This window comes from Neorhizobium huautlense, assembly GCF_002968575.1.
Classification (GTDB): Bacteria; Pseudomonadota; Alphaproteobacteria; order Rhizobiales; family Rhizobiaceae; genus Neorhizobium; species Neorhizobium huautlense.
Map to the genome: position 1 here is coordinate 55,522 of NZ_PVBM01000022.1, position 24,516 is coordinate 80,037.

At 62.2% G+C, this 24,516-nt stretch carries 24 protein-coding genes; 14 read left to right on the top strand and 10 right to left on the bottom strand.

Annotation, left to right across the window (positions count from 1 at the left end; genetic code table 11):
• Positions 1-37: 37 nt before the first annotated feature.
• Positions 38-877 (bottom strand): N-acyl homoserine lactonase family protein, encoded by an 840-nt coding sequence (locus tag C5L12_RS21020; protein ID WP_105374015.1) that lies wholly within the window; start codon positions 875-877, stop codon positions 38-40.
• Positions 878-1,013: 136 nt separating this feature from the next.
• Here C5L12_RS21020 and C5L12_RS21025 point away from each other — a divergent pair, with 136 nt between their 5' ends.
• The 3 genes from C5L12_RS21025 (at position 1,014) to C5L12_RS21035 (ending at position 3,577) form a co-directional block, all read left to right on the top strand.
• The gene (locus tag C5L12_RS21025; RefSeq protein WP_105374056.1) at positions 1,014-1,877 is read left to right on the top strand and encodes a helix-turn-helix domain-containing protein; all 864 of its coding nucleotides are present in this window, start codon (positions 1,014-1,016) and stop codon (positions 1,875-1,877) included.
• A gap of 75 nt (positions 1,878-1,952) precedes the next feature.
• A complete protein-coding gene (locus tag C5L12_RS21030; protein WP_105374016.1) occupies positions 1,953-2,327 on the top strand; it encodes a YciI family protein in 375 nt (124 codons plus the stop codon).
• Positions 2,324-3,577 carry an RNA polymerase sigma factor gene (locus C5L12_RS21035; protein ID WP_105374017.1) on the top strand — a complete coding sequence of 418 codons (1,254 nt, stop codon included), beginning with the start codon at positions 2,324-2,326 and terminating at the stop codon, positions 3,575-3,577. The genes C5L12_RS21030 and C5L12_RS21035 overlap by 4 nt, the downstream gene beginning before the upstream one ends.
• A gap of 69 nt (positions 3,578-3,646) precedes the next feature.
• Here the strand turns inward: C5L12_RS21035 and C5L12_RS28200 are convergent, their stop codons facing one another.
• Complete coding sequence (locus C5L12_RS28200) at positions 3,647-3,850, bottom strand: YjiS-like domain-containing protein (protein WP_157949096.1); 204 nt, start codon at positions 3,848-3,850, stop codon at positions 3,647-3,649.
• 241 nt (positions 3,851-4,091) lie between these two features.
• On the opposite strand from C5L12_RS28200, the gene C5L12_RS21045 reads away from it, so the two are divergent.
• From C5L12_RS21045 to map, 5 genes are all read left to right on the top strand, one after another.
• Complete coding sequence (locus C5L12_RS21045; RefSeq protein ID WP_105374019.1) at positions 4,092-4,562, top strand: SRPBCC family protein; 471 nt, start codon at positions 4,092-4,094, stop codon at positions 4,560-4,562.
• Positions 4,563-4,849: 287 nt separating this feature from the next.
• A complete protein-coding gene (locus C5L12_RS21050; protein ID WP_245422988.1) occupies positions 4,850-6,319 on the top strand; it encodes a sensor histidine kinase in 1,470 nt (489 codons plus the stop codon).
• A gap of 1 nt (position 6,320) precedes the next feature.
• Positions 6,321-6,683 (top strand): response regulator, encoded by a 363-nt coding sequence (locus C5L12_RS21055; protein ID WP_105374058.1) that lies wholly within the window; start codon positions 6,321-6,323, stop codon positions 6,681-6,683.
• A 111-nt stretch (positions 6,684-6,794) separates the two neighbouring features.
• Entirely contained in the window at positions 6,795-7,877 is a 1,083-nt protein-coding gene (locus C5L12_RS21060; RefSeq protein WP_105374020.1) for an LLM class flavin-dependent oxidoreductase, read from the top strand.
• Between the two features lie 25 nt (positions 7,878-7,902).
• Complete coding sequence (map, locus tag C5L12_RS21065) at positions 7,903-8,658, top strand: type I methionyl aminopeptidase (protein WP_105374021.1); 756 nt, start codon at positions 7,903-7,905, stop codon at positions 8,656-8,658.
• Between the two features lie 3 nt (positions 8,659-8,661).
• On the opposite strand, the gene C5L12_RS21070 is transcribed toward map, so the two are convergent.
• Positions 8,662-8,877, bottom strand: a complete 216-nt coding sequence (locus C5L12_RS21070) for a hypothetical protein (protein WP_105374022.1) — start codon at positions 8,875-8,877, stop codon at positions 8,662-8,664.
• A 194-nt stretch (positions 8,878-9,071) separates the two neighbouring features.
• Between C5L12_RS21070 and C5L12_RS21075 the strand changes: the two genes are divergently transcribed.
• Together C5L12_RS21075 and sbmA are read left to right on the top strand one after the other, a co-directional pair.
• A complete protein-coding gene (locus tag C5L12_RS21075; RefSeq protein ID WP_105374023.1) occupies positions 9,072-10,247 on the top strand; it encodes a YbfB/YjiJ family MFS transporter in 1,176 nt (391 codons plus the stop codon).
• A 129-nt stretch (positions 10,248-10,376) separates the two neighbouring features.
• Positions 10,377-11,654 (top strand): peptide antibiotic transporter SbmA, encoded by a 1,278-nt coding sequence (sbmA, locus tag C5L12_RS21080; protein WP_105374024.1) that lies wholly within the window; start codon positions 10,377-10,379, stop codon positions 11,652-11,654.
• 388 nt (positions 11,655-12,042) lie between these two features.
• On the opposite strand, the gene C5L12_RS21085 is transcribed toward sbmA, so the two are convergent.
• Complete coding sequence (locus tag C5L12_RS21085) at positions 12,043-13,029, bottom strand: polysaccharide deacetylase family protein (protein ID WP_105374025.1); 987 nt, start codon at positions 13,027-13,029, stop codon at positions 12,043-12,045.
• A 208-nt stretch (positions 13,030-13,237) separates the two neighbouring features.
• Between C5L12_RS21085 and C5L12_RS21090 the strand changes: the two genes are divergently transcribed.
• Together C5L12_RS21090 and der are read left to right on the top strand one after the other, a co-directional pair.
• Positions 13,238-13,912 carry a tetratricopeptide repeat protein gene (locus tag C5L12_RS21090; RefSeq protein ID WP_105374026.1) on the top strand — a complete coding sequence of 225 codons (675 nt, stop codon included), beginning with the start codon at positions 13,238-13,240 and terminating at the stop codon, positions 13,910-13,912.
• Between the two features lie 31 nt (positions 13,913-13,943).
• Complete coding sequence (gene der / locus C5L12_RS21095; protein ID WP_105374027.1) at positions 13,944-15,377, top strand: ribosome biogenesis GTPase Der; 1,434 nt, start codon at positions 13,944-13,946, stop codon at positions 15,375-15,377.
• Positions 15,378-15,393: 16 nt separating this feature from the next.
• On the opposite strand, the gene C5L12_RS21100 is transcribed toward der, so the two are convergent.
• Entirely contained in the window at positions 15,394-16,458 is a 1,065-nt protein-coding gene (locus tag C5L12_RS21100; protein ID WP_105374028.1) for a glycosyltransferase family 4 protein, read from the bottom strand.
• Positions 16,459-16,617: 159 nt separating this feature from the next.
• Here C5L12_RS21100 and C5L12_RS21105 point away from each other — a divergent pair, with 159 nt between their 5' ends.
• A complete protein-coding gene (locus tag C5L12_RS21105) occupies positions 16,618-17,496 on the top strand; it encodes a fused DSP-PTPase phosphatase/NAD kinase-like protein (protein WP_342588638.1) in 879 nt (292 codons plus the stop codon).
• A 15-nt stretch (positions 17,497-17,511) separates the two neighbouring features.
• On the opposite strand, the gene C5L12_RS21110 is transcribed toward C5L12_RS21105, so the two are convergent.
• Entirely contained in the window at positions 17,512-18,426 is a 915-nt protein-coding gene (locus C5L12_RS21110; protein ID WP_105374060.1) for a sugar kinase, read from the bottom strand.
• Between the two features lie 142 nt (positions 18,427-18,568).
• Here C5L12_RS21110 and bglA point away from each other — a divergent pair, with 142 nt between their 5' ends.
• A complete protein-coding gene (gene bglA, locus C5L12_RS21115; RefSeq protein WP_105374029.1) occupies positions 18,569-20,230 on the top strand; it encodes a beta-galactosidase BglA in 1,662 nt (553 codons plus the stop codon).
• Positions 20,231-20,245: 15 nt separating this feature from the next.
• Here the strand turns inward: bglA and ade are convergent, their stop codons facing one another.
• The 4 genes from ade to C5L12_RS21135 all read right to left on the bottom strand — a co-directional run bounded on the left by ade (position 20,246) and on the right by C5L12_RS21135 (position 24,433).
• Positions 20,246-21,940 carry an adenine deaminase gene (gene ade / locus C5L12_RS21120; protein ID WP_105374030.1) on the bottom strand — a complete coding sequence of 565 codons (1,695 nt, stop codon included), beginning with the start codon at positions 21,938-21,940 and terminating at the stop codon, positions 20,246-20,248.
• Between the two features lie 90 nt (positions 21,941-22,030).
• The gene (locus tag C5L12_RS21125) at positions 22,031-22,540 is read right to left on the bottom strand and encodes a P-loop nucleotide/nucleoside kinase family protein (RefSeq protein ID WP_105374031.1); all 510 of its coding nucleotides are present in this window, start codon (positions 22,538-22,540) and stop codon (positions 22,031-22,033) included.
• A gap of 71 nt (positions 22,541-22,611) precedes the next feature.
• On the bottom strand, positions 22,612-23,718 hold the full coding sequence (locus C5L12_RS21130; RefSeq protein WP_105374061.1) for a branched-chain amino acid ABC transporter substrate-binding protein: 1,107 nt from the start codon (positions 23,716-23,718) through the stop codon (positions 22,612-22,614).
• Between the two features lie 274 nt (positions 23,719-23,992).
• Positions 23,993-24,433 carry a MarR family winged helix-turn-helix transcriptional regulator gene (locus C5L12_RS21135; RefSeq protein ID WP_105374032.1) on the bottom strand — a complete coding sequence of 147 codons (441 nt, stop codon included), beginning with the start codon at positions 24,431-24,433 and terminating at the stop codon, positions 23,993-23,995.
• Between the last annotated feature and the right edge of the window lie 83 nt (positions 24,434-24,516).

A 24,516-nucleotide genomic window follows, 5' to 3' on the forward strand; every position in this document is an offset into this window, starting at 1 on the left:
ATGCGCCAGTGGCGATCTCATGAATAGGGCGTTCCCGCTAGCGGGCGCTGGCGGGGAAAGCCGGGAGGCGGCCGATATGGCTAGGATCGTGCTGGACGATCAGCTTTGCATCGAGTTTTTCGGCAATGTCAGCCATGCGCTCCATCGAGGCGAGGCTTTCGGCCCTGTTGACGTTGAACGGCGGCACGCCCCGGTTGCCGATCTGCTCTTCGAAATGCACGACGTCGCCGGACAGCAGCACCGGTCCCGTTTGCGGCAGGTTTACCAGCAATGCCGTTTCGCCTTCGGTGTGGCCCGGCATGGCGAGCATCATCACCTGGCCGTCGCCGAACACGTCGCGATCGCCGGTAACCGGATCGGCCTTGGCCTTTCCGTCCATCCACGGCTGGACCAGCGCGGACATCACCGCGAAGGGCAGGGGATCGGCATGCAGGCTCTTCCAGTCGCCGGCACCGATCATCAGCGTCGCTTGGGGGAAGCTGGCTGCCTGGCCCATATGGTCGAAGTGGTTGTGGCTGACGCCGACGATGCCGATCTGCTCCCGCTTGATGCCGATTTTGGCAAGCTGGGTCGGTATATCGATGGCGAGCGCCGGCGCCATCGCCTGGCTTGTATCAGCTGCCTTGCCGATCAACGCTGCCGGCAGGCCGGCATCCCAGAGCATATAGTCGGTGCCGTGGCGGATTAGGTAGCAACTGGCGGTCAGGGTGCGCGTCTCTCCCTTGTAGCTGAAGGTATCGGAAAAACTCGACAGGTCCTTGATCACGACGGAGCCGCAGTCGAGCCGCCAAAGTTCGAGATCGGCTGCTGCCCTGGCCGGGGCGGACAGCGCCAGCAATGCGGCGCCGAGGCTGAAGAGGGACGCAAGGGTCTTCATGATAATGTCTCCTGTGTTGAAGCCACCGCCTTTTGCCCGTTCCTGAAGGTCCGCTGGTGCCGGAAATTCATCACCTTGAGCCCGAAACGCTCAGCGGAGATATTTTTTGCATAGTCCGATGCGCTATAGTGCGCCCATGAACCTTTTCATCCGCGACCGCTTTCCCGATCTCTCCCGCCGCCTGCTCGACCGCTTGCGCCCGGTCGTTTCCGGCCGGCTTGACAGGGGGATGCACCCCTATGGCGGGCAGCTCTTTGCCTATTGCTGTTTCGACCGCGAGCGGATGACGGCACTGCAACTCGACTGTCCGATGATCTGCATCGTGCTCTATGGTCAGAAGGACGTGTGGCTGGGCGACCGGGCGCAATCCTTTCCGGCGGGCTCGGTCTTCGTGCTGCCGGCCGGGGTGCCGATGGACGTCCTCAACATTCCCGACGAGATGAACGGCCTTTACGTCGCGCTTCGCCTCGACGTGCCGAGCCTGCCGGAAGGGATTACGCCGCTTTCCGCAGCGGAGAGACTGGAAGGCCGCGCGGTGGGCTCGTTCGGCGTGCCGCTCGGCGAAGATCTGGTGGAAGCGCTCTGCCATGCGGCAACGTCGATTGCCGACGAGTCCACTGGCGAGACGATAAAACGGCTGAGGATGACCGAAGTCCTTGCACTCCTGAGGCCGCTGCCGCAAGCGCGCGCCTTGTTTCGCCAGAGCGTCGCGGAAGAGGTCGCCTGGCTGATCGCAACGGCTCCTTCCGAACAGTGGAGCGTTGCTGAGGTGGCGAGAGAATTGGGTTTCGGTGCCTCGACATTGAGGCGCCGTCTTTCCGTCGAAGGCACCTCCTTCCGAACAATCCTGCGTCGCGAGCGTCTCCGGGCAGGGCACAATGCACTTGCCGCCGGTGCATCCAGTCTCGCAGCCGCTGAGGCCGCGGGTTATTCCTCGCGTTCGCATTTCTCCCGTCGCTTCCGGGAGAGTTTTGGAACAAGCCCCTCGGGGCGGCGCTAGGTTTCTCAAAAAAATTTGCTGCGGCCGGTCGGATCAGCGGCTACTCCTTCGTCTTCAACTGGAGAGGAAGCCGAGATGTTATACGCCATCCTTTGTTACGCCCATGAAGAGACGGTCTTTGCCTGGTCCAAGGAGGAGGAGGCGGCCGTCATGGACAGGCTTATCGAGGTCCAGCAGCCGTTGATGCAGGCCGGCAAGCTCGGACCTGTGGCCCGCCTCATGCCGACGACCGCCGCGACGACCGTGCGCAAGGGCAAGGACGAGCCGCTGGTGATCGACGGCCCGTTCGCGGAAACCAAGGAGGCGCTGCTCGGTTTCTACACCGTGGACGCTGAAACACTCGACGAGGCGGTCGCCTTCGCCAAGCAGCTGTCGAGCGTCAATCCAGGCTCGAGTTCCTACGAGATCCGGCCCTTCCACGTCTTTTACCCGGGAGCGATCCAGACATGACCGATATCGCGTGGATCGAACTTGCACTGACGGCCGCCCGGCCGCAGGCGCTCGGCGCCCTGCTTCGCTATTTCCGCGATCTCGACACTGCGGAAGAGGCGTTTCAGGAAGCCTGCCTGCGGGCCATCCGGACCTGGCCGGAAAAGGGTGCGCCGCGCGATCCGACCGCCTGGCTGATCTTCGTCGGCCGCAACAGCGGCATCGACGCGGTCCGCAAACGCGCCAAGAACGATCCGCTGCCGGAGGAGGAAGCCTTCTCCGATCTTTCCGACGCGGAAGACGATATCGCCGACCGGCTCGACAATTCCAACTATCGCGATGACATCCTGCGCCTGATGTTCATCTGCTGTCATCCGGACCTGCCGAATACCCAGCAGATCGCGCTGGCGCTCCGGATCGTTTCTGGGCTCACCGTGCCCCAGATCGCCCGCGCCTTCCTCGTCAGCGAGGCGGCGATGGAGCAGCGCATCACGCGGGCCAAGGCGCGCGTCGCAAAAGCGGGCGTCCCCTTCGAGACGCCGGATGCGGCCGAGCGGGCGAGACGGCTCGGCATCGTGTCCTCGATGATCTATCTCGTCTTCAACGAGGGATATTCCGCCGGCGTCAACAATCCCGACAATGCCGCCTTCTGCGAGGAGGCGATCAGGCTGGCCCGGCTACTCCTGCGCATCTTCCCGTCAGAACCCGAGATTATGGGCCTGCTCGCGCTGATGATGCTGCAGCATTCCCGCGCTGGAGCGCGTTTCGATGGACAAGGCCAGATCATTTTGCTGGAAGACCAAAATCGCTCTCTGTGGGACCGCAAGCTGATCAACGAGGCCCTGGTGCTGCTCGACAAGGCGATCCGCCATCGCCAGCCCGGCCCCTATCAGGTGCAGGCGGCGATCTCCGCCGTGCATGCGCGCGCCGCCAGGCCCGAGGAGACAGATTGGGCGGAGATCAACCAGCTCTACGGTCTCCTGGAACGCCTCCGGCCCTCGCCTGTCGTCACCCTCAACCGGGCGGTCGCCGTCTCCAAACTCGAGGGTCCGGAACAAGCGCTCGAGCTGATCGCTCCGCTCTCCGAAAGGCTCGACGGCTATTTCTACTTCCACGGGGTGCGCGGCAGCTTCCTGATGCAGCTGGATCGCAAGGCCGAGGCGCGCGAAGCCTTCGACCGGGCGATCGCGCTCGCCAATTCTGCGGCCGAATGCGCCCATATCCGCCAGCAGATCGACAAGCTCGGCGCAGTTCCTTCGCCGGTGGAATGACGGAAGGCTCCGCCATCCTTGTCAGCGAAGCGAGAGCAGGGTGGTCATGAGCCGCGCGTCCACGCGCAATTACGGGCCGGTGCGAACAAGCGACGGGTCGATGCCGATGTCCCGGAGCTGGTCGTCGCTGAGTTCGTGCAGGGCCTTCAGAGTTCGCGCAAGGCCTGCCTGCCTGCGTTTCTCGCCGAACCAGAAGCCTGCGGCTCCGATCAGGAGATCGATCAGTCCTCGAGTGAGGCGGGTGGTGTTGGTGGTGGTCAGGGTATTGGTCATTACGGATCTCCCGAAAAACGCGGCAAGTCGATTTTGCGATGGCGGGAGGATCGCATCGCAGCGTCTGCCCAGCGTGCGGACGGCCGTGAAATTTCCGTCAAATCGACGGTCGCGAGGATGTCTTTGATATCCTCGACAAAAATACCCGAAATCTTTGCTCGTGCTGTCGGATTTCCTTTGGGCCGCTCGTCCTTGGGGCAACATCTGATAGGATGTCTTTCAAACCATGGGAGATGGAAAAATGACTGCCAATACTGCTGCTTACGCCCTGCAGCTCGTACGCGAGATCGACGCGCCGGCCGAACAGCTTTTCAAGGCCTGGACCACACCGGAGAGAATGGGCGAATGGTTCTGCCCGAAGCCATGGAAGGTGACCGAGGCCAGGGTCGACCTGCGTCCCGGCGGATCCAGTTACATCCTCATGGAAGGTCCGGACGGCGAGAAGATCCCCAGTCACGGGGTCTATCTGGAAGTCGTGCCGAACAGGAAACTGGTCTTCACCGACGCTTACACGAGCGCCTGGGTGCCGTCGGAAAAGCCGTTCATGACGGCAGTGGTCGAATTCGAGGACCTTGGCAACGGCCGCACCCGCTATACCGCGACCGCCCTGCACTGGACGGAAGAGGATAAAAAAGCCCATGAGGAAATGGGCTTTCACGAAGGCTGGGGCACCGTGGCGGATCAGCTCGCCCAGATCGCTAGGACTTTCTGAAAGAACGAATCAAATCGGGGAGATGGCGCCATCTCCTCGATTTTCGATTCAACGGTTTTGTAACCCGCCAGCAGATCAGAACGGGTTCCGAAAAAAGCACGAGAGCGTCGCCGTTCTGTTCGAGACGATGTTCCGCCCGATACCATTGAAGTTGTGAATGGTCTAAGATCAGTATCGAAATTGCTTGAGGCGGAACGGCCGGCTGGTGATATAGTGACGTGCAGGACAATTTCAGGTGGTGCCTTCAACCTGCGTCAGGCAGTTCCCGCAATGATCTGGAGCTCTTCGTGGTTGCACATCCGGCGGCGAAAGACGAACATCCGGCCTTTTCCGGCACCGGGGAAATGGGAAACCTGATCAGGCGTTTCGACTGGTCGAAAACACCGCTCGGGCCGATTTCGGATTGGCCGCAAAGTCTCAGAACCGTGACCGGCATGCTGCTTCTGTCACCCGTGCCCATTGTGGTTCTGTGGGGTGCCGACGGCATCATGATCTATAACGACGCCTATTCCGTTTTTGCCGGGGAGCGCCACCCGCAACTGCTCGGATCGAAGGTCCGGGAAGGCTGGGAAGAGGTCGCGGACTTCAACGACAACGTGATGAAGATCTGCATGGCCGGCGGCGTGCTCTCCTACGAGAACCAGAAGCTCACGCTTGTCCGTCACGGCGAGCCGGAGCCGGTGTGGATGAACCTGGACTATTCTCCGGTCCTCGACGAAAGTGGCGAACCCGCCGGCGTCATTGCAATCGTGGTGGAAACCACCAAGAGCGTCCTGGGGCAACGCAGGCTTCGCGAGAGCGAGGGGCGCTTCAGGGCTCTTACCAATGCCACGTCCGATGTCGTCTATTCCATGAGTGCGGACTGGAAGGAGATGCGCCAGCTCGACGGGCGGGGCTTTCTCGCCAATACGGAAAGCCCGCGCATCGCCTGGCAGGAACTCTATCTTTTCCCCGAGGACCGGGAATACATACAGTCGGTGATCGACGAGGCGATCCGCACGAAGAGCGTCTTCCAGCTCGAACACCGCGTCCGGCGCGCGGACGGTACGGTCGGCTGGACCTCGTCGCGGGCCGTGCCGATCTTCGATGAAAGCGGGCGGATCGTGGAATGGTTTGGCGCTGCGTCCGACATCACCCAGCGACGACAGAACGAGGAGCATCTCAAGCTCGTCGTCCACGAGCTCAATCACCGCGTCAAGAACAACCTGGCCATGATCCAGGCGATCGCCATGCAGACCTTCCGGAAAAACACCGACCTGAAGGACGCGCAGATGCGCTTTTCCGCCCGCATAGTGGCGCTCGGCCAGGCGAACGATCTTCTGACCGGCGAGCGCTGGGCAGGCGCCTCGCTGCGCGGTGCCGTCGAGCAGGCCGTCCGACCCCATTGCCCGGAGAAGGACCGCTGCGTTATCGAGGGCGACGACGTCACGCTTTCGGCGAAGACCGCGCTCGCCCTGACGCTCGCCATGCATGAAATGGCCACCAATGCGCTCAAATACGGCGCCTGGTCGAATTCCTCGGGAAAGGTATCCGTCTCATGGTCCACCTATCTGAAGGACGGCGCAAAGCGTCTGCGGATCGAATGGCGCGAGGAGGGCGGTCCGAGCGTGCGGCCGCCGGATCAGCGTGGATTCGGATCGGCACTGATCGAGCGGGGACTGGCAAGAGAAGTGGGTGGAGAGGCCAAGATGGAATTCTTGCCGGATGGTTTCGTCTGCAGGATCGACGCATCCGAATCCGTTTATGCGAGCCGCTGAGATGACGTTGCGAATTCTTGTTGTCGAGGACGAGATGACCATCTCGCTGCTGGTCGAGGACATGCTGACCGAGCTCGGCCATGAGGTCGTCGATCTCGCCATGCGCCTGAAGCAGGCGGAGGAAATGGCGGCGACCTTCGACATCGATCTGGCCATACTCGACGTCAATCTGGACGGGCACAAATCCTTTCCCGTCGCAGACATCCTCGCCGCCCGCGGCATTCCGTTCGTTTTCGCGACGGGATATGGTGCTGCCGGCATCGATCCAGGCTATCAGCAATGGCCCGTCATCACCAAGCCGTTCCTGATCGATGACCTGCGGCGGGCGGTCGAACTGCTGGCCCCGCCGCCGGCTGCCGCTTGACGCTACTCCGCAACCTATCCAATCGATCGAACAGATCCTTCGAAAGTTTCGCGTTTGCGCGCCGGCGGCTGGATAACTATCTGACCGACATCAACGAACGGATTTTTCGCGATGGAACTTGGACTGCACACCTTCGGCGATGTCGATGCCGCTGCACTCGACAAGGGCGCGGAAGGCGCCCGCCGGATCAGGGATCTTCTGGAGGAAATCGAGCTCGCCGACCAGGTGGGGCTCGACGTCTTCGGGCTTGGCGAACATCACCGCCCCGACTACGTGGTGTCCTCGCCCGCGGTGGTGCTTGCCGCCGCTGCGGCGCGAACGAAGACCATCCGCCTGACCAGCGCCGTCTCGGTGCTGAGTTCGGATGACCCGGTGCGGGTTTTCCAGCAGTTTTCGACGCTCGACCTCATTTCGAACGGCCGGGCGGAGATCATGGCGGGCCGAGGCTCGTTCATCGAATCCTTCCCGCTCTTCGGCTATGACCTCGGCGACTACGACCAGTTGTTTACGGAGAAGCTGGATCTGTTGCTGGCGATCCGCGATGAGGAGATCGTGACCTGGTCGGAGGGCCAGCTGCGGCCGGCCATCAACGGCCGCGGCGTCTATCCGCGTCCGCTCCAGGATCCGCTGCCGGTCTGGATTGCCGTCGGCGGCACGCCGCAGTCGGTCGCCCGCGCCGGTGCGCTCGGCCTGCCGCTGGCCGTCGCCATCATCGGCGGAGAATATCCGCGGTTTGCGCCCTTCTTCAACCTCTATCGCGAGGCTGCCCGCCGGGCCGGCCAGGATGCCGCAAAGCTCAAGACCAGCATCAACGTGCACGGCTTCATCGCCGATACGACGGAGACGGCTGCCGACCAGTTCTATGGCCCGCAGGCGGAAGTGATGAACCGCATCGGCCGCGAGCGCGGCTGGGGACCGACCAGCCGGGCACATTTCGACCAGTCGCGCGGGCCGCTCGGCAATCTTTTCGTCGGCGAACCGGAACTGGTGGCGGAAAAGATCATTGCCGCGCATCAGGTGTTCGGCATGGACCGGTTTCTGCTGCAGATGGCGATCGGCCCCATGCCGCACGACCAGATCATGCGTGGCATCGAGCTTTACGGCACGAAAGTCGCCCCGATCGTCAGAAAAGAGGTCGGAGCTGTCAGAAAAGAATTGACGGGCGGCGGCGATGGGGCGAAACCCGCCGCCTGACGGACAAGGACGAAGACGGGCACCCATGGTCATTTCCACCGAAGACGAACTCGCGAAGCTGAAGGAGATCGGAAAGCTTTGCGCGCAGGCGATGGAGGCGATGGGCAAGGCGCTGGAGCCGGGGATCACCACCCGCGAACTGGACGATATCGGCCGCAGGATGCTTGAAAATGCCGGCGCCCAATCGGCGCCGGAGACCTGCTACCAGTTCCCTGCCGCCACCTGCATCAGCGTCAACGAGGAAGTGGCCCACGGGATTCCGGGCGACCGGGTGATCAAGGCGGGCGATCTCGTCAATATCGACGTCTCGGCGGTGAAGGACGGCTTTTTCGGCGATACCGGGGCCTCCTTTGCCGTGCCGCCGGTGAAGCGCGAGATCGAAAAGCTCTGCCGCGACGGACGGCGGGCGCTCTGGACCGGTCTGCAGCAGGTGAAGACCGGCAAGCCGATCGCCGGCATCGGCAATGCCATCGGCGCGTTTGCCAAGAAGAACCGCTACACGCTGATCACCAATCTATCGAGCCACGGCATCGGCCGTTCGCTCCACGAGGAGCCGAAGGAAGTGCCGACCTGGCCGGATTCGGACGAGGACCGGATCCTGGAGGAGGGGCTGGTCCTCACCGTCGAGCCGTTCCTTTCGCTCGGCGCCAACTGGGCCGAGGACGGAGGCAACGGCGACGTCTGGACACTCTACAGCGACCCGAAGGCACCGACAGTGCAATACGAGCATACGGTAGTGGTGACCCGCAACGGACCAATGATCCTGACGCTTCCGGCGTAAGATTTAGGAAAGTTCGCTCTGTTCGGATATCGCTGCGACGCGCCGATAGAAGGCCTCGACACGTTCCTCGTTCAGATGTCCGAGACGCTGTCGGGTGTGAACGCGAGCAGCGCTTTCCAGCAATTGCGCAAAGGCGGCATAGCCGACATGGTCGGCCCTGCGGACCTGCGCGATGAGCGGGTCGACGAGCACTTCCGATAAGGTCAGGTCGGTGTCCATGTTCAATCCTCCGCCGTGCAATATGACGACACGCTAAGATTGCCTTGCATTCATGACAGCAACAAGACGAAAGTCGTATTGCGGCGCATCAAATCGTCGCGGCAGTTGCGTGATGATTCGTGATCAGCCAGTCTGATTGCAGGGATGACAATTCCTGATTTGTGCCGACGGGCCGCGGCTGCGATAAGCGAACCATGCTGCAGAAGAACACCGAGCATTCCAGCCATCCTCTGTTGATCGGATTTGCCGGCGCCATCGCCATGGCGGCGGCGATGGGGTTCGGGCGTTTCTTCTACACGCCGATCCTGCCCGGCATGATGGGCGGAATTCCGCTTTCGGCAGCCGATGCCGGTTTTATCGCGGCGGGCAATTTCGCCGGTTACCTGGCCGGCGCGATCCTCTCGGCCTATGGCTGGGCGGCGGCGCGCGAACGGCAGGCGGCGCTTGGCGGGCTGCTGGCGACGGCCATTCTGCTCGCGGCGATGGCCGCAACCACGTCGGTCTTCGCCTTCACCGTCATCCGCTTCCTTGCCGGTCTCGCAAGCGCCCTTGCGATGATCTTCACCTCGTCGATCGTGCTGCCCCATGCGGCCGGCCGGGACAATGTGAACGTCCTGCATTTCGGCGGCGTCGGAGCGGGGATCGCGCTTTCCTCGGCGCTTGTGCTCACCGTCAATGCGCTCGCCGGTGACGGGTCGCACGGCTGGCGGGCGAACTGGCTCGCCGGGGCTGCGATCGTTGCCGTCATATCGGCCGTTGTCGCGCGGCTGCTGCCGCACGCAGCATCGGTGGCCGGTGCGGCTGTGGAGCCGCCGCTTCGCTGGCGCCTGCCGCTCGTCCTTCTCACCGCCTCCTACGGGTTGTTCGGCTTTGGATACGTCATCACCGCGACCTTTCTCGTGGCGATCGCACGTATGGGGGAGGCCGGGCCCATCGTGGAATTCCTCGCCTGGTTCCTGACCGGCACGGCTGCGGCCGTTTCGCTTCTCCTCTGGCGCCCGGCCGCGCGGCGATACGGACTGGGGCTGACCTATGTCGCGGCGCTCGGGCTGCAGGCGATCGGGGTGCTCGGTTCCGTCCTGCTGCCGCCGACGGCGGGCGCGCTCGCCGGCGGACTTCTGCTCGGCGCTACTTTCATGGTGGTGACAGCTTACGGGCTGCAGATCGCCCGCGCGCTGTCGCCGGACAGCCCGCGTCGGGCGCTCGCCTTCATGACCGCGGCCTTCGGCACCGGCCAGATCATCGGCCCGCTGGTGGCAGGCTGGGTGGCGGAGCGAAGCGGCAGCTTTACGCTCCCGACCATTCTTGCGGCAGCCGTCCTCGTCGGCTGCGTCCTGCTCGCATTGCCGGTTGCACGGCAGCGGAGCTAATAATCTCATGGTTACAATTGTGTAACGATCAAATGCGGCCATTGCCGCATTCTTGGAACTGCCTTAGTTTCGCGCTCTACAGTCGTTCCCGACCGTCACAGATCTCGAACTCAGGAAAGCCAAAGCTCCGTGTTCCATTCGTTCTTTCCCCGTCCGAAGTTATTTTTCACATCCGCTGCCATCTGGGCAGTGATCGTAGTTGCGATATGGTACGCGGGCGGCGGCAATCTCGGGGGCTTTATCGGCCTGCCACCGGATGCGCCGGATGCTCAACCGATTATTGGCGTCTCGGTCTTCCTGTCGCTGCCGTTCCTGTGGTTCTACATTTACTTCGCGGTTGCGGTGGCGCTGTTCTACGCATTCTGGAATGTCTACTCTCCGCATCCATGGCAGCGCTGGTCTATCCTGGGTTCCGCACTTATCCTCTTCATCGTGTACTTCCAGGTCCAGGTGTCGGTCGCGGTCAACAACTGGTACGGCCCGTTCTGGGACTATGTCCAGGGGATCATGTCGAAGCAGACGACAAGCACGGTCGAAAACTTCTACGAACAGGTCGGAAGCTTTGCATGGCTTGCACTATTAGGCATGAATGTCTCCGTGTTGAACGCGTTTTTCGTAAGCCATTGGATATTCCGGTGGCGGAATGCGATGAACGACTACTACATGGAGCATTGGCAGAAGCTCCGTCACATCGAAGGCGCGTCTCAGCGTGTCCAGGAGGATACGATGCGTTTCTCTCAGATCATGGAGGGGCTAGGCGTTGCTTTAATCGACTCCATCATGACGCTGATCGCGTTCATGCCAGTGCTCGTCAGACTATCCGCGAACGTCACCGAGCTTCCGATCGTCGGCGCCATTCCCCATCCCCTCGTTTCGGCCGCGATCTTCTGGTCAATCTTCGGGACGGTTTGCCTCATAGTCGCGGGCTATCGGCTTCCGGGGCTGCAGTTCCGCAACCAGCGGGTCGAAGCCGCCTACCGCAAGGAACTGGTCTACGGCGAGGACCATGCGGATCGCGCCCAGCCGGCGACCGTGCAGGAACTTTTTAACCGTGTCCGGACCAACTATTTCACGCTCTATTTCCACTACGTCTACTTCAATGTCGTCCGCTATTCCTATCTCCAGGCGAACGGCATCTTTTCGCTTTTGATCCTGGGACCTGCGATGGTCGCAGGCAGCGTGTCGCTCGGGGCGTTCAACCAGATCAGTTCTGCGTTCGGGCAGGTTTCGAGCTCGTTCCAGTTCCTAGTCAACTCGTGGTCAACCATCGTGGAACTGATCTCCGTCCATAAACGTCTTCGCGCGTTCGAAGCGGCGATCGATGACGAACCTTTGCCGGAAATCGATCAGCATTATCTGGAGCGCGAAGCGGTAGGTGGAGAACTGGCAGCCGACAAGCCCACCTGAACTTGAGGCGCCGAATTCAGTCAGATGCAGCACGTTTGGCCGCGCCGGATCGTCACTCCGGCGCGGTTTTGTTTCGGGACTGGAGCAGGCGGGGTATTTCAAGGGTGTTGATGTCAGGCTTTCCGCCTGCCCCGACCGTTTTCATGGTTTTCAGAGGATTTCCCAGCCCTCTTCGGCCACGTCCACGACCATCACCGGAAACCGAGTTTCGAACCCAGAGGAGAAGGTCGGTTCGCGAACCCGGTTTCCCGTCCGATGACTGGGAAGATTATGGCTCGGGTTCGCGAGGCGGGGATAAGACGGGGACGTGAGGGGAGATAGGCGGTTCAAACCAGGAGGGAAATTTTTTGCAGCGGGGCAAATTGTCCCCTCCCGGCAGGGTTTATCTCTACAGTCCCGACGTTTCCTTCGGCCTCTCCCGATCCTTCAGCATGTCGATCGCTTCCGAATAACTCACGCAGGCAACGTCTTCTTTTCCGCAGACCTCCGTCACCAGCCGCTCCATGGCCTGCCAATAGGCGCCGCCATTCATTTCCACGAAATGCAGGCCGATCTGGAGCGGAATGCGGCCTCCGTCATACTGCCTGTCGAAAGCGGCCCGGAAGGCGGAATAGGCGCGTTCCTCGAATTCGGCACTTCGGCTCGGATTGTCGAGGCCGCCCGAATGACGGATGAAGAGATTGTAGTCCATGGCGATGATCGGCCGGTTCGACGGGCCTTCCGGGATCAGCGGCAGACCGAAGCGGATGAGCCCGTTCTTTTCCTCCGGCCACATTGGCCCTTTGGTCACCAGGCTTGCGTCATACCGGATGCCGGCCTGTTTTTCCGCTTCCACCATGCCCGGACCCGTCGAGAAGTAGGGCGCCCGAAAACCGCCGATGCCGTTTGCGACGAATTCCTTCCAGCCAGGCGGCTCCTCGGCCTCGGCGCCAGCCATTTTCCAGGCGCCGGCCAGCACGTCCTCAAAGCTTCTGAATTCGCTCGCCCAGTCGGCGGCCGTCCAGTCTCCGCCGTCAAAGTGGCCGCAGGTATGACTCGATATCTCATGACCTTCGAGATGCGCCTGCCAGATATGACCGAGCCGCTCGCGTGCCTCCGCCGCCGTCTGGGCGAAGCCTATATTGGATCTGCCGGGCTTCTGGCCCGGGCCTTGATAACTTCTCGCCTTCGCCCGCTCGATAACCAGTGTGCAGGAGAGGAAGTAGGTGAAATGGGCGTCGACGCGGCTCGCGAGATCGCGGCTCCTTTGCCAGAGATGGTTGGCGCCGGCTCCGTCGAAGGAAATCATCACCAGCTGTTTCGGCTTTTCGACGGCGTGCGACATCGCAGGGACGAGCGAAAGGCAAAGCGCGAGGGGAAGGGCAAACGGACGCATCAACGAACCTGAATCGGAAATAAAGGAAGCCGGTGTTGTGGTTGGCGAATAAGGCGAAGCTGGGGAGGCGCGGCACGAAAGCGAGATTGATGCCTGAGAGCCGTTAACAAGCTTTGTCAGAATCGTGAGAGGGGCCTTACATCTCAGGGAAAATAGGCTAGAAGGCGCTTTCTTATGGAGATTGAGGCCGCTTTGGCCGGAGACTTTGATGGCGCAGCACGACGACGACAGTTTTATCCGCGAGGTAAACGAGGAGCTCCGCTCCGACCAGATGAAGTATGCCTGGAGCCGTTACCGCTCGCTGGTAATCGCGATTATCGTGCTGATCATTGGCGGCACGACCGCCAGCGTGCTTTACGAATGGTATGATACCCACACGTCTTCGAAGTCCGGCGACCAGTTCCTCGCAGCCTTGAAGCTTGCCGAAGACAACAAGCTGGACGAGGCGCTTTCCGCTTTCGAGGCGCTGGAAAAGGATGGCACCGGCGCCTATCCCGTCCTCGCCCGGATGCGTGCCGCTTCTGTCAAGCAGGCCAAGGGCGATACGGCCGGCGCGATCGCCGAATTTTCCGAGATCGGCAAGGAAGCCGCCGCACCGCAGGCCGTCCGCGATCTTGCCAAGATGCGCGCCGCCTGGCTGCTGATCGACACCGGTACCTACGATCAGGTCGCCGCCGAAGTGCAGGCAACGGCCAATCCGGGCAATCCGCTCGCCAATTCCGCCCGCGAGGCGCTCGGGCTTGCCGCTTACAAGGCCGGCGACATGGCAAAAGCCAAGGAATGGTTCCAGCAGATTACCAAGGACACCGCCGCGCCGCGCAATATCGCAAATCGCGCGCAGATCATGCTCGACAATATCGCCTCTTCCGGCAAGGCGCCCTAACTTTCTGCCGGTCGAGGTCTAAGGAAAAAAGATGAGCTTCACCGTCGCCATCGTCGGACGCCCGAATGTCGGAAAGTCCACGCTCTTCAACCGGCTGGTGGGCAAGAAGCTGGCGCTTGTCGATGACACGCCGGGGGTTACCCGTGACCGCCGTCCGGGCGACGCCAAGCTCGTGGACCTCAGGTTCACGATCATCGACACCGCCGGTCTCGAAGAGGCCGGACCCACGACGCTGGAAGGCCGGATGCGCGCCCAGACAGAGGCGGCGATCGAAGACGCCGATCTGACGCTCTTCGTGGTCGATGCCAAATCCGGCCTGACGCCGCTCGACAAGACGTTCGGCGAGCTCCTGCGCCGCAGCGGCAAACCTGTCGTGCTGGTTGCCAACAAGTCGGAAGCGCGCGGCTCGGATGCCGGTTTCTACGACGCCTTCACGCTGGGCCTCGGCGAACCCGTGCCGATTTCCGCCGAGCACGGCGAGGGGATGATCGACCTGCGCGACGCAATCGTCGAGGCGCTCGGCGAGGACAGAGCCTTTCCCGACGATGATTTCGAGGCCGAGACCGATGTCGACGTTTCTCAGTCCGAAGTCGGCGCCGACGGCGAGGCGGACGAGGACATCGAACCGGCCTACGACGAGACGAAGCCGCTTCGCGTGGCGATCGTCGGACGGCCGAATGCCGGCAAATCAACGCTGATCAACCGCTTTCTCGGCGAAGACCGGCTGCTGACCGGCCCGGAAGCCGGCATCACGCGCGATTCGATCTCGGTCGAATGGGATTGGCGCGGCCGCACCATCAAGATGTTCGACACCGCGGGCATGCGCCGCAAGGCAAGGGTTCAGGAAAAGCTCGAAAAACTCTCCGTTGCCGATGCGCTGCGCGCCATCCGCTTTGCCGAGACAGTGGTGATCGTCTTCGACGCGACGATCCCCTTCGAAAAGCAGGACCTGCAGATCGCCGATCTGGTGCTCCGCGAGGGGCGCGCCGCGGTGCTCGCCTTCAACAAGTGGGATCTCGTGGAGGATCCGCAGGCCGTGCTGGCCGATCTTCGCGAAAAGACCGAGCGCCTGTTGCCGCAGGCGCGCGGTATCCGTGCGGTGCCGATCTCGGGCCAGACCGGCTACGGGCTCGACAAGCTGATGCAGAACATCATCGACACCGACCGGGTGTGGAACAAGCGGATTTCCACCGCAAGGCTCAATCGCTGGCTGGATGGGGTGCAGATCCAGCATCCGCCACCGGCCGTCTCCGGGCGCCGCCTGAGGCTCAAATACATGACCCAGGTGAAGGCCCGCCCGCCGGCCTTCATGGTGTCCTGCACCAGACCCGACGCGCTTCCGGAAAGTTATGTGCGCTACCTGATCAACGGGCTGCGCAACGATTTCCAGATGCCCGGCGTGCCAATCCGCATTCATTTCAAGGCGGGCGAAAACCCGTTCGAAGGCCGGAAAAAGAAGCGGTAGATGACCAATTTTCCGGTCACGCTGCCGAGGTGCTGACACCCTTCGTCGGCCCGGGCAAAGCCGGACGGCGGCCCTGCGCCGTCAATACGTTGTCGAGGAACTGCCTCGACGCCGCCTCCCAGGTGAAATTGCGGGCGAGTTTCTGGGCGTTCTCCCGCGAGCATTTCAGCGCGGCGAGACATGCTTCCCGCAGGTCCTCATTCAGCGCGCCGGCACCGGACCCTTCCTCGATGATGTCGACCGGCCCGGTGACCGGGTAGGCGGCGACCGGCACACCGCTCGCCAGCGCCTCGAGAATGGTGTTGCCGAAGGTATCTGTCTTGGACGGGAAAACGAATACATCGGCCTGGGCATAGGCGCGGGCGAGATCCTCTCCGGTCTTCATGCCGGTGAAAAGGACGTTCGGGTAGCGCTTTTCGAGTTCGGCACGGGCCGGGCCATCCCCGACGACAACCTTGGAGCCGGGGAGGTCCAGATCGAGGAAGGCCGGCAGGTTCTTTTCCACGGCGACGCGTCCGACTGTCATGAAGATAGGCCGCGGCAGGTCGAACGGGCGCTCGTCAAGTACCATCGGGTGAAAGACCGTCTGGTCGATGCCGCGGCTCCAGCGGAGCAGGTTCTTGATGCCGAGCTTGCCCAGTTCCCGCTCCAGGCTGGCGGTCGCCACCATGCAGCCATTGCCGGCATTGTGGAACCAGCGCACGAAGGCATGCAGCCAGCGGAGCGGCACCGGGAAACGGGCCGCCACATATTCCGGAAAACGGGTGTGGTAGCTGGTCGAAAAGGGTACCCGGTTCTTGAGGCACCAGCGGCGCGCGAGCAGGCCGAGCGGTCCTTCCGTGGCGATATGCACGGCGGTCGGCTGCGAGGCTTCGATCGCGGCCGCCACCTGGCCATAGGTCGCCAGCGAGAGCCGGATCTCGGGATAGGTCGGGCAGGGGATGTTGGTGAAATCCTGCGGCGTGACCATCACCACCTCGACATCCATGCGGGCAAGTTCCCGATTGGTGTTCTCGATGGAGCGGACGACACCATTCACCTGAGGATACCAGGCATCCGTCACGATAGTGATTCTGGTCATTCGATTGCCGACCCGATTGCCGCTCGCCGGCGACTCGGATGCCGCTTAGCGTGTTCGGTCATCTATCTTAAAAAAATGTAACAGAAGCATGTCACTCTGGACAGGTAGAGTAGTCCTCTACGACACATTTCCGACCATTTTGCCGGGCTCAACATCCGCATGATCAGCCGAGACACCAAAATCGAGACCGTCGACCTGCCGAGCCTGGTGCTGGCCCTGAAGCTCGCAGCGGGCAGCCTGCCGGTTGCTGCCGACGACCTGACCCCGATCGATGTAAGCCTGATCACGCAGGCGGAGGAGGCGGGATTGCTGCTGGTCAGCCGTAATCCGGCCGGCCAGCCGGAAAGGTTGGTTTTAACCGATGTCGGCGCAGGCACGATGTTCTTCACGGAGGACGGCCGCCCCGATGTGGGCGCTTACAAGGGGATCTCGGGCGTGCTCTTCGGCGCTTTGAACGGGATGAACGGCCTCGCCCGCAGCCGGCGCCTGATGAATGGCATTGGCGCTCTCGGCATCCTGGCGTTGCTGGCGGGCAGTTTCCTCACCTATCTCAAGATTTCCGGCAATTTCCACCCCGTCATTGCGGCGGAGCTTTACCGATCCGCCCAGCCGACCGGAGAAGATGTGGTCCGCTATGCCAGCGAACATGGCATCCGTTCGGTCATCAACCTTCGCGGGGCCAATCACGGCCGGACCTGGTACGACGCCGAAGTGTCGGCCTCTCGATCCCTCGGGATCGCCCATTACGATTTCCGGATGTCGGAAAACCGCGATCTTTCGCAACCGGAAGCGCAGGAACTGATCGCCCTGATGCGGCGGGCGGAAAAACCCTTGCTGATCCATTGCGACGAAGGGGCCGACCGCAGCAGCCTTGCCTCAGCCCTCTATCTGGCGGCCGTTGCCAAGCAGGGCGAGGAGAAGGCGGAGGGGCAGATGTCCTTCTGGTACGGCCACCTGTCGGTTCCCTTTACCACCGCCTACCGAATGGACGAGGCTTTCGAAGCGCTCGAGCCCTGGCTGGGCTTTCCGAACTCTTGAGCCGCCGAGAACTGATCAGCCGGGCAGCAGGGCCGGGCTGATCAGTGCGCCGTGGTGGCCGATGACGATGGAGGCGACTGCCGCGCCGTAGGCGGCCGCGTCGGCGGGCGAGGCTCCCCGCACCAGAGCCGAGAGGAAAGCCCCGTTGAAACTGTCGCCGGCACTCGTCGTATCGACGACTTCCGGCGTCTTGACGGCCGGCACATGGACAGCATCGGCGCCGCCGAAGCTCAAGGTCGCCCCTTCCGCACCATTCTTCACCACGACGTTTTCGACGCCCAGCGCACGGTAGCGGGCGATGGTGTCGGCAATGGTCTGATCGCCGAAATGGGCGGCCTCGTCATCGAAGCTCGGCAGGACGAGGGTGGCGGCGCGGGCGCCGGCCTCGATTGTCCTCAGCATATAATCCTTGTTCGGCCAGAGGCGGGGACGGATGTTCGGGTCGAATGCGACGGTCTTGCCCGCCGCCTTGGCGCGGCGCAATTCTGAAAGCAGCGTCTCGACGGCTTCGGGCGCCAGAATGCCGAGCGTGATGCCGGAGAAATAAACGATATCGGCTGCCTCGACCGCGTTTCGCAAATGGTCGGCGTCGTCGGCGAGCTTTCTGGCGGCGGCGGTATCGCGCCAGTAGCTGAAGGTGCGCTCCCCGTTTTTCAAGGTGATGAGATAGAGACCGGGCGTCTTGCCTTCTATGCGGCGGATATAGCCGGTGCCGATGCCCGCTTCCTTCATCATCGTCAGCATGTCCGACGAAAGCGGATCGTCGCCGACGGCGGTGAAATAATCGACCTGCCATTCGGCGGTCAGGCAGGCGCGGGCATACCACGCCGTGTTGAAGGTGTCGCCAGCAAAACCCTTGCGCAACAAACCTTCGCCTGCCTGCGACAGTTCCACCATACATTCGCCGATCGAAAGAAGCCGCCCGCCCAAAGTCATCCCTCCGTATCCTCGGACAAATCGCATAGGCCGAACTTGGGGTCATGGCAAGAGCAGTCAGGCCCTTGCTTTTGCGTTGTCTTTTACGTCGGCGGCTCTAGGTTGCGTGGGACGACAGACAGAGGAGAGTCGAGGCATGGCGACGGAAACGGCGAAGGCGGCCACGGACGATCAGGGGGCGAACTGGTGGCGCGGCGCGGTGATCTATCAGATCTATCCGCGATCCTTCCAGGACACGACCGGCGACGGGCTTGGCGACATCAAGGGGATCACCGCACGCCTGCCGCATGTCGCCTCGCTCGGCGTCGATGCGATCTGGCTGTCGCCTTTCTTTACGTCGCCCATGGCCGACATGGGCTACGACGTTTCGGACTACTGCAATGTGGATCCGATGTTCGGGACGCTGGCCGACTTCGACGAGATGATGGCGGAGGCGCATCGGCTCGGCTTGAAGGTCATCATCGACCAGGTGATTTCCCACACCTCCGACCGTCACCCGTGGTTCGTCGAGAGCCGGTCGAGCCGCACCAACCCGAAAGCTGACTGGTATGTCTGGGCCAATCCGAAGCCCGACGGAACGGTGCCGACCAACTGGCTGTCGATCTTCGGCGGGCCGGCCTGGGAGTGGGACGGCGTGCGCAAACAATATTACATGCACAACTTCCTGATCTCGCAGCCGGATCTCAACTTCCACAATCCGGAAGTCCAAGAGGCGGTGCTGGACACCGTAAGGTTCTGGCTTGACCGCGGAGTGGACGGCTTCCGGCTCGACACGGTCAACTACTATTTCCACGACAAGCAGCTCCGCGACAATCCGCCGATGATCTATGACACTGATGGCGCGGGCATGGAAACCGACACAAATCCCTATTCCATGCAGAACCATCTCTATGACAAGACGCAGCCGGAGAATATCGGCTTCCTGAAGAGGCTGAGGGCGCTGCTCGACAGCTATGACAACCGGGCGACCGTCGGCGAGGTGGGTGACGGGCCGCGGTCTCTCTCGACGCTGGCGCTCTACACCACCGGCAACGACAAGCTGCATATGTGCTACACCTTCGATTTGCTGGGGCCGGCTTTCGAGGCGAGCTACATCCGCAAGGTAATGACGACGGTGGCGGACACCGTCAGCAACGGCTGGGTCTGCTGGGCCTTTTCGAACCATGACGTGGTGCGGCACGTGACCCGTTTCAGCGAGGACGCCCGGGAGCGGGACCGGGTGGCGAAACTGTCGATCACGCTTCTTTCGATGCTGCGCGGCTCGATCTGCCTCTATCAGGGCGAAGAACTGGGCCTGACGGAGGCGGAACTCGCCTACGAAGACCTTCGCGATCCCTACGGCATCCGCTTCTGGCCGGCCTTCAAGGGCCGAGACGGATGCCGCACCCCGATGGTCTGGGAGGCTGGCGTGCCGCATGCCGGGTTCACCGAAGGGCCAAAGACCTGGTTGCCGGTCCCAAGCGAACACGCCGCCCGCGCAGTCGATATCCAAGAGAAGCTGGCGGATTCGGTCCTCAACCACTATCGGGCGGCGCTCACCTTCCGCAAGGCTCATCCGCCGCTGGTCGACGGCGATATGACCTTCCTCGATACCAACCAGGACCTTCTGGCTTTCGTGCGTGAGAAGGGCGGCGAAAAGCTGTTTTTCGTCTTCAATCTCACTCGCGAGGCGCAAGATTTCACACTGCCAAAGCGGCTCGGCGACTGCCTACCGGTGTCCTTGCCGGGCTTTTCCTCCCGGCTCGTCGAGGGTGTGGTGAAGCTCGATGCGCTGGACGTGTTCTGCGCCAGGGTGTGAGGATGGCCGGACTCCTCAGATCAGCGCGAACCTGTCCACGTCCACCATGCCCTTGTCCGAAATCTTCAGGTGAGGGATGACCGGGAGCGGCAGGAAAGCGACCTGCAGAAAGGGTTCCTGCAGCGTCGTGCCAAGCGCGTAGGCGGCGTGGCGCAGGTGGTGGAGGGTATCGCGGACGATTTCGTAGGGCTCAAGGCTCATCAGGCCGGCGACGGGAAGAGCGATCTCGCCGGTGACCTTGCCGTCCTCGACTACGACGAAGCCGCCGTGGATCTCGCCAAGGCGGTTGGCGGCGAGCGCCATGTCGTCCTCGTCGACACCGACGACGCAGATATTGTGGCTGTCGTGCCCGACCGTCGAGGCGATCGCGCCCTTCTTCAGGCCGAAACCCTGGACGAAGCCGTTGGCATGGTTGCCATTCTTGCCGTGGCGCTCGATGACGGCGACCTTGATAATGTCGCGGGAGAGATCGACCACGGTCTGGTTGCCGGACGACGGGAGCTTGTAGCGGCGGTGCTCGGTGATGATCTTGCCGGGCATGACACCGATCACGGGCGTTTCGCCCTCTGTGACAGGCACGCCGAAATGGGCGGCCTCCACGGGCCTTGCCCTGACGCTGTCGAGGCCGACGGGGGTTACCGGCCTGCGGGTCGCGAAAAGTTCGTCGGTGACCCTGCGGCCGGCGGAAAAGATCATTTCCGCCTTGCAGTCTTCAAGGCTGTCGATGACGACGAGATCGGCCCGCCAGCCCGGGGCGACGAGGCCGCGGTCGCGAAGCCCAAAGGCGCGGGCAGCCGAGATCGAGGCGGCGCGGTAGATCGCCAGCGGCTCGACACCCTCGGCAATCGCGGTGCGGATCATATAGTCGAGATGGCCCTGTTCGGCGATGTCGAGCGGATTGCGGTCGTCGGTGCAGAGCGCCAGGAACGGCGACAGGCGCTCGGTGATGATCGGCATCAGCGCATGGAGATCCTTGGAGACGGATCCTTCCCGTACCAGGATATGCATGCCCTTGCGGATCTTTTCGAGCGCCTCTTCGGCGGTGGTGCACTCGTGTTCGGTGCGGATGCCGGCCGAGAGATAGCCATTCAGGTCGAGCCCACGCAAAAGCGGCGCATGGCCGTCGATATGGTCGCCATAGAAGGCGTCGAGCTTGGCGAGACAGACAGGGTCCTTGTGGATGACGCCCGGGAAATTCATGAACTCGGCAAGGCCGATGACCTTGGGGTGGTTGCGGAAGGGCAGGAGCTTTTCGATCGGCAGGTCGGCGCCGGCCGTTTCCAGATGGGTCGCAGGCACGCAGGAGGAAAGCTGGACGCGGATGTCCATGATGGTTTCGAGCGAGGAATTCAGAAAGAACTCGATGCCTTCGGTGCCGAGCACATTGGCAATTTCATGCGGATCGCAGATCGCCGTCGTCACACCATAGGGCAGCACGCAGCGGTCGAATTCGTGCGGGGTCACCAGCGAGGATTCGATGTGCAGATGGGTATCGATGAAACCCGGCACGACGATCTTGCCGGAAATGTCGATCTCGGTGACACCGGAATAGGCGCCGCAGGTGCCGACGATGCGGTCGGCCGAGAGGGCGATGTCGGAGGCGACGAGCTCTCCGGTGACGAGATCGAAGAATCTTCCGCCCTTCAGCACGATATCGGCAGGCTGCCGGCCGGTGCCCTGATCGATGAGGGTTTCAAGTCTAGCGGTCATTCTGGCCTCCGAATCCGTCGGACTATCTTAGCGGGGCCGGTGGCCGAGTGGAATGGTGTCAAAGGAACCGGTAGGGCATTGCGGGAGCCGTTACCGACGCGGCAGGGACTGGATTATCCGATCGACGCTTTGGGCAATCGGGGACGTGGCGGTATCGATCTGCAGACGGGGCCTGTCCCAGGCCTCGTAACGACGTGTGCGAACGGCTTCCCAGCTCGGAGGCGTATGGCCTTCGGTGTCGGAACTCCGTTCCTCGACGCGGCGCCGGTGTTCCTCGACGTCGGAACAGATGGTCTCCACTTCCAGGAATGCGACACCCGCCCGTTCTGCGACTTCTCTAAAGGCGTCGCGGGTGATTTTCAGCGGGTTGACGGAATCCGCCACTACGCAGGCGCCCATGCGAAGGTTGTCGGCGGCCAGCCGATAGGTGGTGATATAGCCGGCCGGGCCTACCTCCGCGCCCGGAGCCAGTACTCCCGAGGTGCGGATGGCCTCCTCAATGGTGTCGATGCGCAGATAACAGGCGCGCAGGCGTTCGGCGAGCTGCCGCGCAATGGTGCTTTTGCCCGTTCCCGGCAGACCGCCAAATATCACAAGCATCAGATCCGCCTCCGGGCTTCCCGCAAGATCCACGGGCGCCTTGGGGTGCCCGTGGAATGTGCTTGCCGAGGTTACTCGGCGGCGACGATCTTGCCGTCTTCCCACTTGAAGAGCGAGAAGCTCTGGGAAGTAAGGTCGCCCGTCTCGCCGTAGGTGAGTTTGCCGATAGCGGTCGCAATTGGCTCGCCGGACTTGATGGCGGCGGCGACCGCTTCCGTATCCTCAGCGCTTTTGGCCTTTTCGATGCCGGCCTTGATGACCTCGACGGCAGCATAGGCATTCAGCGTGAAGGCTTCGGCAGGAATCTTGCGGGCAGCGAGAGCTTCGGCGGCGGCCTTGGAATCGGGGCTCTTCGTGGCATCCGAGGCATTGGTGAAGACGGTGCCGGCGGCAGCCTTCGTGCCGATGTTCCAGAACTCGCTGTTCGACAGGCCGTCGCCGCCGATGATCGTCGCCTTGACGCCGAGATCGGCGAGCTGGCGGGCGAGCAGACCACCTTCGGGATGGTAGCCGCCGAAATAGATCACTTCGACATTTTCCGATTTGAGCCGCGTGGTGAGCGCGCTGAAATCCTTGTCGCCGGGGGTGACTGCGTCATCGAGAACTTCCTTGACGCCGCCCGCATTGAGGGTGGCCTTGAACGCATCGGCTAGACCTTTGCCATAGGCGCCCTTGTCGTTGATGATCGCGATCTTCTTGTCCTTGAACTTGTCGAGGACGTATTTGGCGGCGACTTCGGCCTGCTGGTCGTCGCGGCCGCAGGTGCGCAACACATTGGCGAGGTCGCGCTTGGTGAGTTCCGGTGTGGTCGCGGTCGGGGTGACCATCAGCACGCCATTTTCGGCAAGCACATCCGAGGCCGGCATGGCAACGCCCGAGGTGACCGGGCCGACGACGAAGCGGATGCCTTCGCCAACCAGCTGGTTTGCGGCTGACACGCCTTGCTTGGGTTCGCCGGCATCGTCGGCGGCCTTCAGCACGACCTTTTCGCCGAGGATGCCACCCTTCTTGTTGATCTCGGCGACGGCGGTCTCGGCGCCGTTCTTGACCTGATCGCCGTAAGCCGCCACGGGGCCGGTCAGCGGCGCGATCAGGCCGATGACGATCTCCGCATGGGCAAGCGGTGCAAATGTCAGGGAGGCGAGGGCTGTTGCCCCCAGAAGCGTCTTGAGGTTCATTTCGGTTCTCCTTGGGTGGGCTTCAAAACAGCCCTCGATCAACGCCGCACCCGTGCCCGTCGTCTCCGAAGGTCCTTCGGACATTTCGCGCCAATGACGAAAGGCGATGCGGTCGATGCCGGGCCGCGCCATGTTTGGCTTTCGGCGGTCGGCGAACAATTCTGTAGGAATTCGGCTGAGATTTCGCAAGAAGATAACAAAAGGGCACGGAGTTTTGTTGATCCGGCGAAGGATTTCGCCGAAATCGACGCTGGGGCTCTGATTTTTCAGAGATCTATGCGCTGCGGGCTAGCGTGTCGAGAAATCCCTGGACCTGCCGGTTGAACGACTGGAACTGCTCAGGCGTCATGCCCGAACGTTCGACAAGCGTATCTCCAAGGCACCTGCTTTCCTGGATCAGGGCGCTGCCGGCATCCGTCAGCCGAACAAGGACCTGCCGTTCGTCGGCCTTGCTGCGCTGGCGCTCCACCAGGCCCGCCTGCTCCAGCCGCTTCACCGGAGGGGTTACCGTGCTCGATTCCAGAGAAAGGCGGTCTGCGATCGCACCGATCGTCATCTCCTGCTGCTCGGCAACCGCGCTCAGAACGAGGTATTGCGGGTAGGTAATGCCCATCTCGTCGAGCATGGGTTTGTAAAGGCGGTTGATCGCAATGCTCGCCGCATAGAGCGAGAAACACAGCTGATCGTCCAGGGGGACGGGTTTCTGGTCGGACATGCAAAACCTCCGGAAGATGCAGAAAATTCGATATCACAAAAAAATGTATCGCGATAACTATTTCTTCTGGACAGACTCCGTTC